Annotated in this window: 18 protein-coding genes; 10 read left to right on the top strand and 8 right to left on the bottom strand. The window is 62.1% G+C overall.

Going from position 1 to position 14,094, the window contains the following annotated elements:
- Window positions 1-68: 68 nt before the first annotated feature.
- Both trpA and trpB read right to left on the bottom strand, forming a co-directional pair.
- Window positions 69-881 carry a tryptophan synthase subunit alpha gene (gene trpA, locus BLR26_RS03035; RefSeq protein ID WP_093377681.1) on the bottom strand — a complete coding sequence of 271 codons (813 nt, stop codon included), beginning with the start codon at window positions 879-881 and terminating at the stop codon, window positions 69-71.
- Complete coding sequence (gene trpB, locus BLR26_RS03030; protein WP_045200738.1) at window positions 878-2,095, bottom strand: tryptophan synthase subunit beta; 1,218 nt, start codon at window positions 2,093-2,095, stop codon at window positions 878-880. Before trpB ends, trpA begins: the two co-directional genes overlap by 4 nt.
- 109 nt (window positions 2,096-2,204) lie before the next feature.
- On the opposite strand from trpB, the gene BLR26_RS03025 reads away from it, so the two are divergent.
- Window positions 2,205-3,101: a LysR family transcriptional regulator gene (locus tag BLR26_RS03025; RefSeq protein WP_176794201.1), complete on the top strand. Its 897-nt coding sequence runs from the start codon at window positions 2,205-2,207 to the stop codon at window positions 3,099-3,101.
- Here BLR26_RS03025 and BLR26_RS03020 read toward each other — a convergent pair.
- Window positions 3,098-3,424 carry an ElaB/YgaM/YqjD family protein gene (locus BLR26_RS03020; protein WP_045200734.1) on the bottom strand — a complete coding sequence of 109 codons (327 nt, stop codon included), beginning with the start codon at window positions 3,422-3,424 and terminating at the stop codon, window positions 3,098-3,100. The genes BLR26_RS03025 and BLR26_RS03020 overlap by 4 nt on opposite strands.
- A 153-nt stretch (window positions 3,425-3,577) precedes the next feature.
- Here BLR26_RS03020 and BLR26_RS03015 point away from each other — a divergent pair, with 153 nt between their 5' ends.
- Window positions 3,578-3,793, top strand: a complete 216-nt coding sequence (locus BLR26_RS03015) for a dodecin (RefSeq protein ID WP_010222667.1) — start codon at window positions 3,578-3,580, stop codon at window positions 3,791-3,793.
- 104 nt (window positions 3,794-3,897) lie between these two features.
- On the top strand, window positions 3,898-4,122 hold the full coding sequence (locus BLR26_RS03010; RefSeq protein WP_093377672.1) for a DUF1161 domain-containing protein: 225 nt from the start codon (window positions 3,898-3,900) through the stop codon (window positions 4,120-4,122).
- 101 nt (window positions 4,123-4,223) lie between these two features.
- On the opposite strand, the gene BLR26_RS03005 is transcribed toward BLR26_RS03010, so the two are convergent.
- The gene (locus tag BLR26_RS03005; RefSeq protein WP_093377667.1) at window positions 4,224-5,228 is read right to left on the bottom strand and encodes an LLM class flavin-dependent oxidoreductase; all 1,005 of its coding nucleotides are present in this window, start codon (window positions 5,226-5,228) and stop codon (window positions 4,224-4,226) included.
- 186 nt (window positions 5,229-5,414) lie between these two features.
- On the opposite strand from BLR26_RS03005, the gene BLR26_RS03000 reads away from it, so the two are divergent.
- Together BLR26_RS03000 and BLR26_RS02995 are read left to right on the top strand one after the other, a co-directional pair.
- Entirely contained in the window at window positions 5,415-5,840 is a 426-nt protein-coding gene (locus BLR26_RS03000) for an OsmC family protein (protein WP_093377662.1), read from the top strand.
- A 73-nt stretch (window positions 5,841-5,913) separates the two neighbouring features.
- Window positions 5,914-6,147 carry a DUF1161 domain-containing protein gene (locus tag BLR26_RS02995; protein ID WP_045200726.1) on the top strand — a complete coding sequence of 78 codons (234 nt, stop codon included), beginning with the start codon at window positions 5,914-5,916 and terminating at the stop codon, window positions 6,145-6,147.
- 3 nt (window positions 6,148-6,150) lie between these two features.
- Here the strand turns inward: BLR26_RS02995 and BLR26_RS02990 are convergent, their stop codons facing one another.
- Both BLR26_RS02990 and BLR26_RS02985 read right to left on the bottom strand, forming a co-directional pair.
- Entirely contained in the window at window positions 6,151-6,564 is a 414-nt protein-coding gene (locus tag BLR26_RS02990) for a PA0061/PA0062 family lipoprotein (RefSeq protein ID WP_045200724.1), read from the bottom strand.
- Between the two features lie 53 nt (window positions 6,565-6,617).
- The gene (locus tag BLR26_RS02985; protein ID WP_093377657.1) at window positions 6,618-7,031 is read right to left on the bottom strand and encodes a PA0061/PA0062 family lipoprotein; all 414 of its coding nucleotides are present in this window, start codon (window positions 7,029-7,031) and stop codon (window positions 6,618-6,620) included.
- A gap of 84 nt (window positions 7,032-7,115) precedes the next feature.
- Between BLR26_RS02985 and BLR26_RS02980 the strand changes: the two genes are divergently transcribed.
- Window positions 7,116-8,237, top strand: a complete 1,122-nt coding sequence (locus BLR26_RS02980) for an aminopeptidase (RefSeq protein WP_093377652.1) — start codon at window positions 7,116-7,118, stop codon at window positions 8,235-8,237.
- Between the two features lie 4 nt (window positions 8,238-8,241).
- Here the strand turns inward: BLR26_RS02980 and BLR26_RS02975 are convergent, their stop codons facing one another.
- Window positions 8,242-8,892 carry an HAD family hydrolase gene (locus BLR26_RS02975; protein WP_093387231.1) on the bottom strand — a complete coding sequence of 217 codons (651 nt, stop codon included), beginning with the start codon at window positions 8,890-8,892 and terminating at the stop codon, window positions 8,242-8,244.
- A 29-nt stretch (window positions 8,893-8,921) separates the two neighbouring features.
- Complete coding sequence (locus tag BLR26_RS02970; protein ID WP_045200720.1) at window positions 8,922-9,470, bottom strand: gamma carbonic anhydrase family protein; 549 nt, start codon at window positions 9,468-9,470, stop codon at window positions 8,922-8,924.
- A gap of 91 nt (window positions 9,471-9,561) precedes the next feature.
- Here BLR26_RS02970 and prlC point away from each other — a divergent pair, with 91 nt between their 5' ends.
- The 4 genes from prlC to BLR26_RS02950 all read left to right on the top strand — a co-directional run bounded on the left by prlC (window position 9,562) and on the right by BLR26_RS02950 (window position 14,012).
- Entirely contained in the window at window positions 9,562-11,613 is a 2,052-nt protein-coding gene (prlC, locus tag BLR26_RS02965; protein ID WP_045200718.1) for an oligopeptidase A, read from the top strand.
- A complete protein-coding gene (locus BLR26_RS02960) occupies window positions 11,610-11,888 on the top strand; it encodes a YheV family putative zinc ribbon protein (protein ID WP_045200716.1) in 279 nt (92 codons plus the stop codon). Before prlC ends, BLR26_RS02960 begins: the two co-directional genes overlap by 4 nt.
- A gap of 97 nt (window positions 11,889-11,985) precedes the next feature.
- Window positions 11,986-13,047, top strand: coding sequence for a PA0069 family radical SAM protein (locus BLR26_RS02955; RefSeq protein ID WP_093377647.1), 1,062 nt, complete (start codon window positions 11,986-11,988; stop codon window positions 13,045-13,047).
- A gap of 245 nt (window positions 13,048-13,292) precedes the next feature.
- Window positions 13,293-14,012 carry a carbonic anhydrase gene (locus BLR26_RS02950; protein ID WP_045200712.1) on the top strand — a complete coding sequence of 240 codons (720 nt, stop codon included), beginning with the start codon at window positions 13,293-13,295 and terminating at the stop codon, window positions 14,010-14,012.
- Window positions 14,013-14,094 lie beyond the last annotated feature (82 nt).

The raw sequence follows: 14,094 nt of genomic DNA, 5'->3' as shown, positions 1-14,094 counted from the left end.
TTGCGATCTGTCTGATGGACCGCAATCGCGGGGCAAGTCGAGGCGTCGCACCGCCGCTCCCACAGGGATCAGGCCTTGCGTGCACCCCGCACACCCTGGGCCAGCGCCGAGCACAGCTCGAGCACATCACCCACAGCCTGCTCGGCAGTGGCCGCATTGGCTATCTTGTCGACCAGCGCCGAACCGACCACGACGCCATCCGACAGCCTGGCAATCGCCGCAGCCTGCTCTGGCGTGCGGATACCGAAGCCGACGCTGATCGGCAGGTCGGTGTGTCGGCGCAGACGCTCGATAGCGCTGCTGACGTGTTCAGTGGTCGCAGAACCGGCACCGGTGACACCGGCAACCGACACGTAGTAGACGAAGCCCGAGCTGCGTTCCAGCACGCGCGGCAGGCGCACGTCGTCGGTGGTCGGGGTGGTCAGGCGAATGAAGTCGATGCCCGCAGCCTGGGCCGGGGTGGCCAGCTCGGCGTCGTGCTCCGGCGGCAGGTCGACGATGATCAGGCCATCCACGCCCACTGCCTTGGCCTGGGCCACGAAGGCCTCGACACCAAAGCGGTGGATCGGGTTGTAATAGCCCATCAGCACGATCGGCGTGGTTTGGTTGTCGACGCGGAACTCTCGAACCATTTGCAGAGTTTTCGCCAGGGTCTGACCGGCGTCCAGGGCGCGCAGGGTGGCGAGCTGGATTGCCACGCCGTCGGCCATCGGGTCGGTGAACGGCATGCCCAGTTCGATGACGTCGGCGCCAGCAGCCGGCAGGCCTTTGAGGATCTGCAGCGAAGCGTCGTAGCCAGGGTCGCCTGCGGTGATGAAGGTGACCAGTGCCGAGCGGCCTTCGGCCTTCAGTTCGGCGAAGCGTTGTTCAAGACGGCTCATGCCTGTTTCTCCTGGGCGGCCATATGGCTCATCACGGTTTGCATGTCTTTGTCGCCGCGCCCGGACAGGCACACCACCATCAGGTGATCCTTGGGCAGGGTCGGTGCGCGTTTGATCGCTTCGGCCAGGGCGTGGGAGGTTTCCAGGGCCGGAATGATGCCTTCCAGGCGGCAGGTAGTGTGGAACGCGGCCAGGGCTTCGTCGTCGGTGATGCTGACGTACTCGACGCGTTTCACTTCGTGCAACCAGGCGTGTTCCGGGCCGATGCCGGGGTAGTCGAGGCCGGCGGAAATCGAGTGGGCGTCGGTGATCTGGCCGTCGGCATCCTGCAGCAGGTAGGTGCGGTTGCCGTGCAGCACGCCCGGTACGCCACCGTTGAGGCTGGCGGCATGCTTGTCGGTGTCGACCCCGTGGCCACCGGCTTCGACGCCGATGATTTGCACACTGGCGTCATCGAGGAAGTCGTGGAACAGGCCCATGGCGTTGGAGCCGCCGCCGACGCAGGCGATCAGGCTGTCGGGCAGGCGCCCTTCCTTGGCCTGTAGCTGTTCACGGGTCTCTTTGCCGATGATCGACTGGAAGTCGCGGACCATTGCCGGGTACGGGTGCGGGCCCGCTACAGTACCGATCAGGTAGAAGGTGTCGTCGACGTTGGTGACCCAGTCGCGCAGGGCTTCATTCATCGCGTCCTTGAGGGTGCCGGTGCCGGCGGTGACCGGTACGATTTCGGCGCCCAGCAGCTTCATGCGGAACACGTTGGCTTGCTGGCGCTCGATGTCGGTGGCGCCCATGTAGATCACGCAAGGCAGGCCGAAGCGCGCGGCGACGGTGGCAGTGGCCACGCCGTGCATGCCGGCGCCGGTTTCGGCGATCAGGCGTTTTTTGCCCATGCGCTTGGCCAGCAGCACCTGGCCGATGCAGTTGTTCACCTTGTGCGCGCCGGTGTGGTTGAGCTCTTCACGCTTGAAGAAGATCTTCGCGCCGCCGCAGTGTTCGCTCAGGCGTTCGGCGAAGTAGAGCGGGTTCGGGCGGCCGATGTAGTCGCGCTGAAAGTACGCCAGTTGCTCGAGAAATTCCGGGTCGGCTTTGGCTGCTTCATATTCGCGGGCAAGGTCGAGCACCAGCGGCATCAGGGTTTCTGCCACGTAGCGGCCGCCGAATGCGCCAAACAGGCCATTGGCATCGGGGCCGGCGCGGAAGTTGGTCTGGGTCATGGGTCGCTCCAGGGCGGTAGTGAAGTCGGGAATGGCTTTACTCTAACCACGACACGCGCAACTGAAAACCGATAAGATTGCGACAACCTGTCAGGAAAACTCACACGTCATGCGCCAGGACCTGCCCCCACTCAATGCCCTGCGGGCCTTTGAAGCCACTGCCCGGCTCAATAGCGTCAGCCAGGCGGCCGAACAGCTACACGTTACCCACGGCGCGGTCAGCCGGCAATTGAAGGTGCTCGAAGAACACCTTGGGGTGGCCTTGTTCGTTAAGGAAGGACGTGGCCTTAAACTCACAGATGCCGGGGTGCGTTTGCGCGATGCCAGTAGTGATGCCTTCGAGCGCTTGCGCGGCGCGTGTGCGGACATCAGCCAGAGCGGCGCCGATGCGCCGTTCGTCCTCGGTTGCTCCGGCAGCCTGCTGGCGCGCTGGTTCATCCCACGGCTGGGGCGATTAAAAGCGGATTTGCCGGAACTGCGCCTGCACCTGTCGGCCGGTGAAGGTGATCTCGACCCGCGTCGCCCAGGGCTGGATGCCTTGCTGGTGTTTGCCGAGCCGCCCTGGCCTGCGGATATGCAAGTGCATGTGCTGGCGCAGGAGTGTATTGGCCCGGTGCTCAGCCCGCACTTTGCCGGGTTCAGCCGCTTGCAGCAGGCGCCAGCCGAGGCGTTGCTGACGCAAACCCTGTTGCAGACCACTTCGCGCCCGCAAGCCTGGCCAAGTTGGGCGGCGCAGCAAGGTATCGACCCGCAGGCGCTGCGTTACGGGCAGGATTTCGAGCATTTGTATTACTTGCTGGAGGCTGCAGTGGCAGGGCTGGGCGTGGCGATTGCGCCGCAACCGCTGGTAGCCGACGACTTGCGCGCCGGGCGCCTGGCGGCGCCATGGGGTTTTTGCGAAACCCAGGCCGCGCTGGCCCTGTGGGTGCCGCGACGCGCCGCAGACGGGCGCGCCGAGCAATTGGCCGGCTGGTTGCGCGCGGAGCTTGCGCGCCAGGCCGCTTAGTTACCGCGTTTGCACATCAGGTAGGCGGCCAGCAGGCCGAGGGCGCCAACGGCGACACCGGCGGTGGTCCACGGGTGTTCCTGGGCGTAATCGCGGGTGGCCAGGCCAGTCTCGCGGGTCTTGGTTTTTACTTCTTCGTAGGCATCGCTGAGCAGGCTGCGCGAATGGCGCAGGGCATTCTCGGCGTTGCCCTTGAGCGTCTTGAGGGTTTTGCGCGACTCATCCGAGGCATCGTCCTTGAGGCTTTCCAGTGACTTGAGCAGGCTTTCGATTTCCGCTTCCATGCTTTGCAGCGAAGCTTTACGCAGCGAGGTGTTGGCCATGGTGACTCTCCTTCGAGGTTGAGTTGAGCTGTGTAGGTTCCGACTACAGGCTGCTGGGAAAGTGCAGTCGAACTTTTAACGGCATTTACCCCTCGCAGGTAAAACAGCCCGGCGCTGCTAGGCTCTATCTCACATTCAAAAAGGAGAATGCTTATGTCTGATCATCACACCTACAAGAAAATCGAGCTGGTCGGCTCGTCGCCCACCTCTATCGAAGAGGCGATCAACAATGCCCTGGCCGAAGCAGGCAAGAGCATCAAGCACCTTGAGTGGTTCGAAGTGGTCGACACCCGAGGCCATATCAAGGACAACAAGGCCGCGCATTTTCAGGTCACGCTCAAAGTGGGCTTTCGCATCGTCAACAGCTGATGCGGCGACACTGGCTTGTGCGGGTCAATTGCGTTACACAGTCCTGAGGCGCCCGGCCTTCCTGGCGCCCTTCTCTATTTTGATCTGAACAAGGAAAGCGATCGATGAAGAAGTTGGTAGTAGCGATAGGTTTAATGACGCTGGCCGGTACCGCGCTGGCAGCCGGCAAGCCATGTGAAGAGCTCAAGGGCGAAATAGCAGCCAAGCTGGACGCCAAGGGTGTCAGCGGCTACTCGCTGGAGATCGTCGATAAAGGCGCTGCCGCAGACGGCAAGGTCGTGGGTAGCTGCGAAGGCGGCACCAAGGAAATCGTCTACAAGCGCGGCTGATCGATATTGAATCCATCGCGGGGCAAGTCGAGTCGTCGCACCGCCGCTCCTACATGTGGGGGCGGCGGTGCGACGACTCGACTTGACCCGCGATGGGGCCTTCAGCTGCGCAAAACCGTCTGCGCCAGCAGCTCATAAGAGCGTATGCGGTCGGCATGCTCATACAGGTCGCAGGTGAAGATCAGCTCATCCGCCTCGGTCTGCTCCAGCAACACCTCCAGTTTGGCGCGGATTTTCTGCGGGCTGCCGACCATCGCCAGGCCCAGGAAGCTGCCCACCGCTTCCCGCTCATGCGGCAACCACAGGCCGTCCATGGTCTCCACTGGCGGGCGTTGCACCAGGCTTTGCCCGCGCATCAGGGCGAGGATGCGCTGATACACCGAGGTGGCCAGGTAGTCGGCCTGTTCATCGGTCTCGGCCGCCACCAGTGGTACGCCAAGCATCACATAAGGCTTGTCGAGCACCGCCGAGGGCTGGAAGTGGTTGCGGTACACGCGAATCGCCTCGTGCATGTAACGTGGAGCGAAATGCGAGGCGAAGGCGTAGGGCAAACCGCGCATGCCGGCCAGTTGTGCACTGAACAGGCTCGAACCCAGTAGCCAGATCGGCACTTCGGTACCGTAACCCGGCACGGCAATGACCTTCTGCTCCGGCGTGCGCGGGCCCAGGTAGCGCATCAGTTCTTCGACGTCATCGGGAAAGTCGTCGGCACTGCCCGAGCGTTCGCGGCGCAGGGCGCGGGCGGTCATCTGGTCGGAGCCCGGCGCGCGGCCCAGGCCCAGGTCGATTCGCCCGGGATACAGGCTGGCGAGGGTGCCGAACTGTTCGGCGATCACCAGTGGCGCATGGTTGGGCAGCATCACCCCGCCGGCGCCAACACGAATGGTTGAGGTACCACCGGCCAGGTAGCTGAGCAGCACCGAGGTTGCGGAGCTGGCGATACCATCCATGTTGTGGTGCTCGGCCACCCAGAAGCGGTTGTAGCCAAACTTCTCGACGTGTTGCGCCAGGTCCAGTGAGTTGCGCAGGGACTGCGCCGGGCCGCTGTCGGCGCGTACTGGCACCAGGTCGAGGGTGGAAATCTTGATATCGGCAAGTTGCTTCATGGGCGTTGGCGCCTCCTGGGCAGTCGAGTGGCCGCAAACAATCCAACGGCCTTTCTAGCTCTGTATGGGCACATCTGCAGGAATCAATGCCGGGGCTTGTAATCCTTCTGAACTTGCCTGCGTCAGGGCTCTCTGAAATTAAGGCAAGGCGCGATATCCCGCGCCCCAGGGAGCTCAGGAGGCTTTATGAAAAAGACAGCATCAGCTATCTGGCAAGGTGGCTTGAAGGATGGCAAGGGCCTGCTTTCCACTGAAAGCGGCGCTCTCAAGCAGAACCCTTATGGCTTCAATACCCGCTTCGAAGGCCAGCCGGGTACCAATCCGGAGGAACTGATTGGCGCGGCGCATGCAGGCTGCTTCTCCATGGCCCTGTCAATGATGCTCGGTGAAGCGGGCCTGACCGCCGAGCGCATCGATACCATCGCCGAAGTGACCCTCGACAAACTGCCGGATGGCTTTGCCATTACTGCCGTGAACCTGATCCTCAAGGCCAAGGTCCCCGGGGCTAGCGAAGCGCAGTTTCTTGAGATTGCCAACAAGGCCAAGGCCGGTTGCCCGGTGTCGAAAGTGCTCAACGCGAAAATCAGCCTGGATGCGACGCTGCTGAGTTAAGGCAGAACCGGGGCGCGCTTCTTGTGGTCAAATGAGGGTCGGTAGAACGACTGCCGCCACAAGGAGCTGTCCCATGATCCGTGTTGCAATCGCTGTGCTGGCTTCGCTGCTGGCAACCGCTGCGCTGGCCGCGCCGAAACCCTGTGAAGAGCTCAAGGCCGAGATCGAAGCCAAGATCCAGGCCAACAACGTGAGTTCCTACACCTTGGAAATCGTCAAGAATGACGAGGTCCACGACCAGAACATGGTGGTCGGCAGCTGTGAAGGCGGCACCAAGAAGATCATCTACCAAAAGAACGATCGCTAGGCCTCAGGGGGTGCAGAAGACGTCGTTGGACTCTTCGGCGACCATCTTGCGCTGGGCATCATAGAGGTAGGCGCTGGGCTGCATGGCCGGGGCCCGGGCTTCCAGGCGATAGCGCTGGCCGGCCTTGAAATGCGCGAACTTGATGGTCAGGTAGCAGGTGCGCTCGGTCGGGTCGGTACTGAATCCACCGGAGTAGATCTCGTAGTCGAACCGCACCACCAGCTCGTGGGCACCGGGCGTCACCTGAAAGAACCGGCCGTCGGTCAGGCGTTTGCCATCGAGCCGTTCGGCCATCAGTGTCTTGCCCGGCGTGATGGTGTAGAGGTCGACCCAGGCCTGTTTGTTATCCACAGGTGGCAGGGGGCTAACGCAAGCTCCCAGGGTACTGATTGCGAGCAGCATCACAGGCTGGCGCATGGCGAACTCCGACGTGCGGGTTACAAAGCATAAGCATAGCGCCATTCACGCCTTTAGGTACGCTGGCAGCCCGCCGGCTGGCCTTTGCCGACCACTTTGCGCTGTTCGTCATAGAGCTTGGCCCAGGGGCGGAAGCCGATGCTACCGGCTTCAAGCTGGTAGCGCTGGCCGGCACTGAAATCCTTGAATTTCACATTGAGCTGGCAATCGCGCCACAGTGGCTCTTCGACCGGGCCGATATTGCTTGGCGTAACCGCAAACAGATAGCGCACGGTCAGCTCATGGCTGCCTGGCGGTACTTCGAAATAGCGTTTGTCGGCCCAGGCGCGCTCGTCTACTTCGACGGCGTGCAAGGTGTCGTCCTCACCAGGGGCAAGGTCGATCCAGGCCAGGTTGGGGTCAGGCGCAGGAAGGCCGGCGCAGCCGGACAGAAGCACAACAGTGCTGACGACGAGCAGTGTACGCATGGCAAAACTCCAGCCGGGCAGGATAGTCTTGAAGCGGATGAGTACTTGAGCGGATACAGGACACCAATGCTTCGACTATTTCTTTTGTTGCGCTCAAGTCATGGGGCACTCGACCGTCTTTTTCGCTACTTGGTTCCCTTGTTGGCCATCGGGCTGCTGAGCGGTTGTGCCAGTGTCAGTTACTACGGGCAACTGGCCAGCGGTCAGTGGCAGCTGTTGCGGGCGCGCCAGCCGGTTGCCGAACTGGTAGCAGACCCGGCCACCGACAGTAAATTGCGCCAGCAGTTGCTGCACGCCGAGCAAGCTCGCGCCTTCGCCAGCGCGCAGCTGAAGCTGCCGGACAACCGCAGCTATCGGGTTTATGCCGATATCGGTCGGCCCTTCGTGGTCTGGAACGTATTCGCCACACCCGAGTTGTCGCTGGAGCCGCAGACCCATTGCTTCCCCATTGCCGGCTGTGTTGCCTACCGTGGTTATTACAACCAGGGCGCCGCGCGCGGGGCGGCTGCGCTGCAGAAACAACAAGGGCTGGATGTCTATGTCGGCGGTGTCGAAGCCTATTCGACCTTGGGCTGGTTCGACGATCCGATCCTCAGCTCCATGCTTGGCTGGGGTGATGAACGCCTGGCCACGGTGATCTTTCATGAGTTGGCCCATCAACGCGTCTATGTCCAGGACGACACTGCGTTCAACGAGTCCTTCGCCACTTTTGTCGAGCAGGAAGGCACTCGCCAATGGCGGGCGGCGCGGGGCCTACCAACGCTGGTCGAAGATGGCAGCCAACAGCGCGAGCAGTTCGTCGCCCTGGTGCTGGCCAGTCGCGAACGGCTCAAGGCGTTGTATGCGGCGCCGCTCACCGAACCCGCCAAGCGTGCGGGCAAGCAGGCCGAATTCGAACGCTTGCGCCGTGAATACCGGGCCTTGCGCGATAACCAGTGGGGCGGTGTCGGACGCTATGACGCCTGGATCAATGCGCCGATGAACAATGCCAAGTTGTTGCCGTTTGGTCTGTACGACCAGTGGGTGCCGGCGTTTTCCCAGCTGTTTGCCGAGGTGGGCGGCGATTGGCAGGTGTTTTATCAGCGAGTAGAAGCATTCGGGCGGCTACCCCTTGAGCAGCGTCAGCAGGCGCTGAAAAGCATTGCGGGGCAAGTCGAGTCGTCGCACCGCCGCTCCTACAGTGGGAGCGGGCTTGCCCCGCGATAGGGTCTCAGCCGCGCTGGAACGCCTGGTGCAGTTGCGCCAAGGTCGCAAAGTGGTAGGCCGGCTGCTCCGCCGTCAACTCTTCATGGCTACCAAAGCCATACCCCACCGCTACCGCTTCCAGGCCGTTGCTGCGGGCGCCGATCAGGTCGTGCTTGCGGTCGCCGATCATCAGGGTGTGCGCAGGGTCCAGGGCTTCTTCGGCCAGCAGGTGGCGGATCAGCTCGACCTTGTTGGTGCGGGTGCCATCCAGCTCGCTGCCGTAGATCACCTTGAAGTGCTTGGCGAAGTCGAAATGGCGGGCGATCTCGCGGGCAAACTCCCAAGGTTTGGAGGTGGCGATATACAGGGTGCGGCCCTGCCCTTGCAGGGTTTCGAGCATTTCGCTGACGCCGTCGAACACCTGGTTTTCGTATAGGCCGGTGACCTTGAAGCGTTCGCGATAGAAATTCACCGCGTCCCAGGCCTTGGCCTCATCAAAATCATAGAACTGCATGAAGGCCTGCAGCAGCGGCGGGCCGATGAAGTGTTCCAGGCGCGTCAGGTCCGGCTCGTCGATGCCCAGCTTGGCCAGTGCGTACTGGATCGAGCGGGTGATACCCAGGCGCGGGTCGGTCAGGGTACCGTCGAGGTCAAAGAGGATGTTTTGCTGGTGCATGGCGGTCTCGAATAAGGCGGTGGACAGGTTCACTCGGGCAGGTGATAGCCTTCGGCCAGGTGTTGGTCCTTGAGTTTGACGTAGTTGCCGGCGCTGTAGGGGAAGAACGCGCGCTCCTTCTCGCTCAGGGCGCGGGCCTGCTTGACCGGGCTGCCGACGTACAGAAACCCGCTTTCCAGGCGCTTGCCCGGCGGTACCAGGCTGCCAGCGCCGATGATCACTTCGTCTTCGACCACGGCGCCATCCATGATGGTGCTGCCCATGCCGACCAGGATGCGGTTGCCCAGGGTGCAGCCGTGGAGCATGACTTTGTGACCAATGGTTACCTCATCGCCGATCAGCAGCGGGAAGCCGTCCGGGTTGAACGGCCCGGCATGGGTGATGTGCAGCACGCTGCCATCCTGCACGCTGGTGCGCGCACCGATGCGGATGCGGTGCATATCGCCGCGGATCACCGTCAATGGCCACACCGAGCTGTCGGCACCGATCTCGACATCACCCAGTACCACGGCACTGCGGTCGACAAAGGCGCGTTCGCCAAGCCTGGGAGTGTGATGCTGGAAGCTACGGATGGCCATGATAGGAATTCTCTTTGGTATGGATAGGGCTGCGGTCGGCGTCGATTGTAATTAAGATGGGGAAGTGTTTCTTCTGCCAAGGTGTTTAACCGTGAGTGCGAACAACCCGCTTCTGCAGTCTTATGACTTGCCGCCCTTCTCGGCGATCCGTGCCGAGCATGTGCAGCCGGCGATTGAACAGATCCTGGCCGACAACCGTACAGCCATTGCCGACATCCTCAAGGCCCAGGGCAAGAGCCCGAGCTGGGCCGGCCTGATCCTGGCCATGGACGAACTCAACGACCGCCTGGGCGCCGCCTGGAGCCCGGTCAGCCACCTCAATGCCGTGTGCAACAGCGCCGAACTGCGCGAAGCCTACGAGGCTTGCTTGCCGGCGTTGAGCGCGTATGCCACCGAAATGGGCCAGAACCGCGAACTGTTTCAGGCCTATGAGGCATTGATCGCCAGCCCCGAAGCTGCCGGCTTCGATGTGGCACAAAAAACTATTCTTGAACACGCCCTGCGAGACTTCCGCCTGTCGGGTATCGACCTGCCGGCCGAAAAGCAGCAGCGTTACGCGCAAGTGCAGAGCAAGCTCAGCGAGCTGGGCAGCCGTTTCTCCAACCAACTGCTAGACGCCACCCAGGCCTGGACCAAGCATGTCAGCGACGAAGCGGCGCTTGCCGGCCTGACTGATTCGGCCAAAGCACAAATGGCCGCCGCGGCGCAGGCCAAGGGCCTCGACGGCTGGCTGATCAGCCTGGAGTTCCCCAGCTACTACGCGGTAATGACCTACGCCGAAGACCGCGCCCTGCGCGAAGAAATCTACGCCGCCTACTGCACTCGCGCCTCCGACCAGGGCCCGAATGCCGGCCAGTTCGACAACGGCCCGGTGATGGCCGAGATTCTCGACCTGCGTCAGGAGCTGGCCGAGCTGCTCGGTTACGCCAACTTCGCCGAGCTGAGCCTGGCGACCAAGATGGCCGAGTCCAGCGACCAGGTGCTGAGCTTTCTGCGTGACCTGGCCAAGCGCAGCAAGCCGTTTGCCACCCAGGACCTGGCCCAGCTCAAGGCCTATGCCGCCGAGCAGGGTTGCCCGGACCTGCAGAGCTGGGACAGCGGCTTCTACGGGGAAAAACTCCGTGAACAGCGCTACAGCGTTTCCCAGGAAACCCTGCGCGCCTACTTCCCGATCGACAAGGTGCTGAGCGGCCTGTTCACCATCGTCCAGCGCCTGTACGGCATCGAAATTGCCGAACTCAAGGGCTTCGACAGCTGGCACCCGGACGTGCGCCTGTTCGAAATCAAGGAGCACGGCCAGCACGTCGGGCGCTTCTTCTTCGACCTCTATGCCCGCGCCAACAAGCGTGGCGGTGCCTGGATGGACGGCGCCCGCGACCGTCGCCTGACCGCTGACGGCCAGCTGCAGAGCCCGGTGGCCAACCTGGTGTGCAACTTCACCCCGGCCGCCCCCGGCAAGCCGGCGTTGCTGACCCACGACGAAGTCACCACCCTGTTCCATGAATTCGGCCATGGCCTGCATCACCTGCTGACCCGCATCGAGCATGCCGGTGTCTCCGGTATCAACGGCGTGGCCTGGGACGCGGTCGAGCTGCCGAGCCAGTTCATGGAAAACTGGTGCTGGGAGCCTGAAGGCCTGGCGCTGATTTCCGGCCACTACGAAACTGGCGCAGCCCTGCCCCAGGATTTGCTGGAGAAGATGCTGGCGGCGAAGAACTTCCAGTCCGGGCTGATGATGGTCCGCCAGCTGGAATTCTCGCTGTTCGACTTCGAACTGCATGCCAGCCACGGCGACGGCCGCAGCGTGCTGCAAGTGCTCGAAGGCGTGCGCGACGAGGTTTCGGTCATGCGCCCACCGGCGTACAACCGCTTCCCTAACAGCTTTGCGCATATCTTTGCCGGTGGCTACGCAGCCGGTTACTACAGCTACAAGTGGGCGGAAGTACTGTCGGCCGACGCCTTCTCGCGCTTCGAAGAAGAAGGCGTGCTCAATGCCGACACCGGCCGCGCCTTTCGCGAAGCGATCCTGGCCCGTGGCGGTTCCCAGGAGCCGATGCTGCTGTTCGTCGACTTCCGTGGCCGCGAGCCGTCAATCGATGCACTCTTGCGCCACAGTGGCCTGAGTGAGGAAGTGGCGGCATGAGTGATGGGCCTGTGGTAACGAAAAAGCGCTTTATCGCCGGGGCGGTCTGCCCGGCGTGCAGCGAGCCGGACAAACTGATGATGTGGAGCGAAGACAGCGTTCCGCACCGGGAATGTGTGGCCTGCGGTTTTTCTGACACCCTTAACGAGCAAGGGCTGTCGGTGCCCAAGGAACTGGGTACGCGGGTCAACAAGGTCGAGGTGAAACCTGCCGCGACCACGGTGCAGACGGTGCAGTTCTTCCCCAATCCGAAGTTGAAGAAGACAACCGAGTAAACGCGCCAGCGCCAGCATTTTCGGCTGGCGCCCAGCGGTACTGGAATCGAACACTAGCCCCGTGTACTGTATATAAAAACAGTATCCGGGGTTTTTCATGTTCAATCCTCAAGGGCCGGTGCGGGGTCGTGGCACCGCGAGCAATCCCCATAACCGCTTCGCCCCGAATCGCTCGGTGGCCGAGGATGACGGTTGGTACCAGGAAGTGCCCCTGACCCAGGGTACCGAAGTACGCATCGAAACCGCCAAGACCATCATCACCCGCAACAACTCGCCCGACCTGCCCTTCGATCGCTCGATCAATCCTTATCGCGGCTGCGAGCACGGCTGTATCTACTGCTATGCCCGGCCCAGCCACGCTTATTGGGATCTGTCGCCGGGGCTCGACTTCGAAACCAAGCTGATTGCCAAGACCAACGCTGCCGCCGTGCTCGAACAGCAACTGAGCAAGCCTGGCTATGTGTGCGCACCGATCAACCTGGGCTCCAACACCGACCCCTACCAGCCCATCGAACGCGAGCAACAACTGACCCGGCGCCTGCTCGAAGTGCTGCTGCGCTACCGGCACCCGGTCACCATCGTCACCAAGGGCTCACTGATTCTGCGCGACCTGGACCTGCTCGCCGAGCTTGCCCGGCAGAATCTGGTACAGGTGATGATCAGCCTGACCACCCTGGACGACGAGCTCAAGCGTACGCTGGAGCCACGGGCAGCGGCGCCCAAGGCACGTCTGCGGGCGATCCGGGTGCTGACCGAGGCCGGTGTGCCGGTGGGTGTGCTGTGTTCGCCGATGATCCCGATGATCAACGACAGCGAGCTTGAGCACTTGCTCGAGGCGGCCAAGGCCAGCGGCGCCCTGAACGCGGCCTACATGATGCTGCGCCTGCCACTGGAGGTGGCGCCGCTGTTCGAGCAATGGCTGCAGGACCATTACCCGCAACGGGCCAGTCATGTCCTTAGCCTGATTCGCCAGAGCCGCGGTGGTGAGTTGTACGACAGCCGCTTCGGTGCGCGCATGCGCGGCGAGGGGGTATTTGCCGAGTTGCTGGCGCAACGCTTCAGCAAGGCGATCCGCCGCCTGGGGCTGAATCGGCGCGAAGGCTACGCGCTTGATTGCACAGCGTTTTGTCCTCCAGGCGGGCAGATGTCGCTGCTCTGATTTCATTAATGGGTATTGGCCATTAATGTTTTTTTGCTATTATCCAGACACCTCTTTGAATCTCTGGAACGCCCGTTCTAAAGCCTCGCAATTCAGTTTGAGTTAAGTTTCGCCGAGTAGCGTAGGAATTCAGTCAACAACTGATGTGATGGTTGGCGCGCGTATTTCATCCAACTGTCATACGCCGTTTGAATCATCAACCCGGTAAAATGGACTTAACCCAAAACCGTCAAAGAGGATGAATCATGCCCGTCAAGGACCCATCCAAGGTTGTCCCGCAAGCCCCAGCCGAGAGCGCCGATGCCGCTCTGAAGCATATCGTCGACGGCTTCCTGCGCTTCCATCATGACGTTTTTCCCGAGCAGCAAGAGCTGTTCAAGAAACTCGCCACCGCGCAAAAGCCCCGTGCGATGTTCATCACCTGTGCCGATTCACGCATTGTGCCCGAGCTGATTACCCAGAGCTCCCCTGGCGACCTGTTCGTGACCCGCAACGTCGGTAACGTCGTGCCTCCTTACGGGCAGATGAACGGCGGTGTGTCCACCGCCATCGAATATGCGGTGCTGGCCCTGGGTGTTCACCACATCATCGTCTGCGGTCACTCCGATTGCGGCGCCATGCGCGCGGTGCTCAACCCCCAGAGCCTGGAGAAAATGCCGACGGTCAAAGCCTGGCTGCGCCATGCCGAGGTCGCCCGCACGGTGGTCGAAGACAACTGCTCCTGTGGTAGCGAGCATGAAAGCATGCAGGTGCTGACCAAAGAAAACGTCATCGCCCAGCTGCACCACTTGCGCACTCACCCGTCGGTGGCTTCGCGCCTGGCAGCCGGCCAGCTGTATATCCATGGCTGGATCTACGACATCGAAACCAGCCAGATCGAGGCTTATGACGCCGCCAGCGACAGCTTCCTGCCGCTAGCCCAAGGCCAGCCGATCCCCTGCGCCACCCCAAAAGGCCGCTACTAAGCGTCCCTGACACCCCCGCGAATCGCTGATTGACGGCTGCACCTGCCTGGTGCGGCCTGGTCATCGGCTGCCTTGAATCTCC

It is taken from the genome of Pseudomonas sp. UC 17F4 (assembly GCF_900101695.1).
Taxonomy (GTDB): domain Bacteria; phylum Pseudomonadota; class Gammaproteobacteria; order Pseudomonadales; family Pseudomonadaceae; genus Aquipseudomonas.
This window is presented reverse-complemented; position numbering and strand designations above follow the sequence as displayed.

Coding starts and splice junctions, on each gene's coding strand:
- trpA (WP_093377681.1), bottom strand. CDS start 881: ATGAGCCGTCTTGAACAACGCTTCGCCGAACTGAAGGCCGAAGGCCGC.
- trpB (WP_045200738.1), bottom strand. CDS start 2,095: ATGACCCAGACCAACTTCCGCGCCGGCCCCGATGCCAATGGCCTGTTT.
- BLR26_RS03025 (WP_176794201.1), top strand. CDS start 2,205: ATGCGCCAGGACCTGCCCCCACTCAATGCCCTGCGGGCCTTTGAAGCC.
- BLR26_RS03020 (WP_045200734.1), bottom strand. CDS start 3,424: ATGGCCAACACCTCGCTGCGTAAAGCTTCGCTGCAAAGCATGGAAGCG.
- BLR26_RS03015 (WP_010222667.1), top strand. CDS start 3,578: ATGTCTGATCATCACACCTACAAGAAAATCGAGCTGGTCGGCTCGTCG.
- BLR26_RS03010 (WP_093377672.1), top strand. CDS start 3,898: ATGAAGAAGTTGGTAGTAGCGATAGGTTTAATGACGCTGGCCGGTACC.
- BLR26_RS03005 (WP_093377667.1), bottom strand. CDS start 5,228: ATGAAGCAACTTGCCGATATCAAGATTTCCACCCTCGACCTGGTGCCA.
- BLR26_RS03000 (WP_093377662.1), top strand. CDS start 5,415: ATGAAAAAGACAGCATCAGCTATCTGGCAAGGTGGCTTGAAGGATGGC.
- BLR26_RS02995 (WP_045200726.1), top strand. CDS start 5,914: ATGATCCGTGTTGCAATCGCTGTGCTGGCTTCGCTGCTGGCAACCGCT.
- BLR26_RS02990 (WP_045200724.1), bottom strand. CDS start 6,564: ATGCGCCAGCCTGTGATGCTGCTCGCAATCAGTACCCTGGGAGCTTGC.
- BLR26_RS02985 (WP_093377657.1), bottom strand. CDS start 7,031: ATGCGTACACTGCTCGTCGTCAGCACTGTTGTGCTTCTGTCCGGCTGC.
- BLR26_RS02975 (WP_093387231.1), bottom strand. CDS start 8,892: ATGCACCAGCAAAACATCCTCTTTGACCTCGACGGTACCCTGACCGAC.
- BLR26_RS02970 (WP_045200720.1), bottom strand. CDS start 9,470: ATGGCCATCCGTAGCTTCCAGCATCACACTCCCAGGCTTGGCGAACGC.
- BLR26_RS02960 (WP_045200716.1), top strand. CDS start 11,610: ATGAGTGATGGGCCTGTGGTAACGAAAAAGCGCTTTATCGCCGGGGCG.
- BLR26_RS02955 (WP_093377647.1), top strand. CDS start 11,986: ATGTTCAATCCTCAAGGGCCGGTGCGGGGTCGTGGCACCGCGAGCAAT.
- BLR26_RS02950 (WP_045200712.1), top strand. CDS start 13,293: ATGCCCGTCAAGGACCCATCCAAGGTTGTCCCGCAAGCCCCAGCCGAG.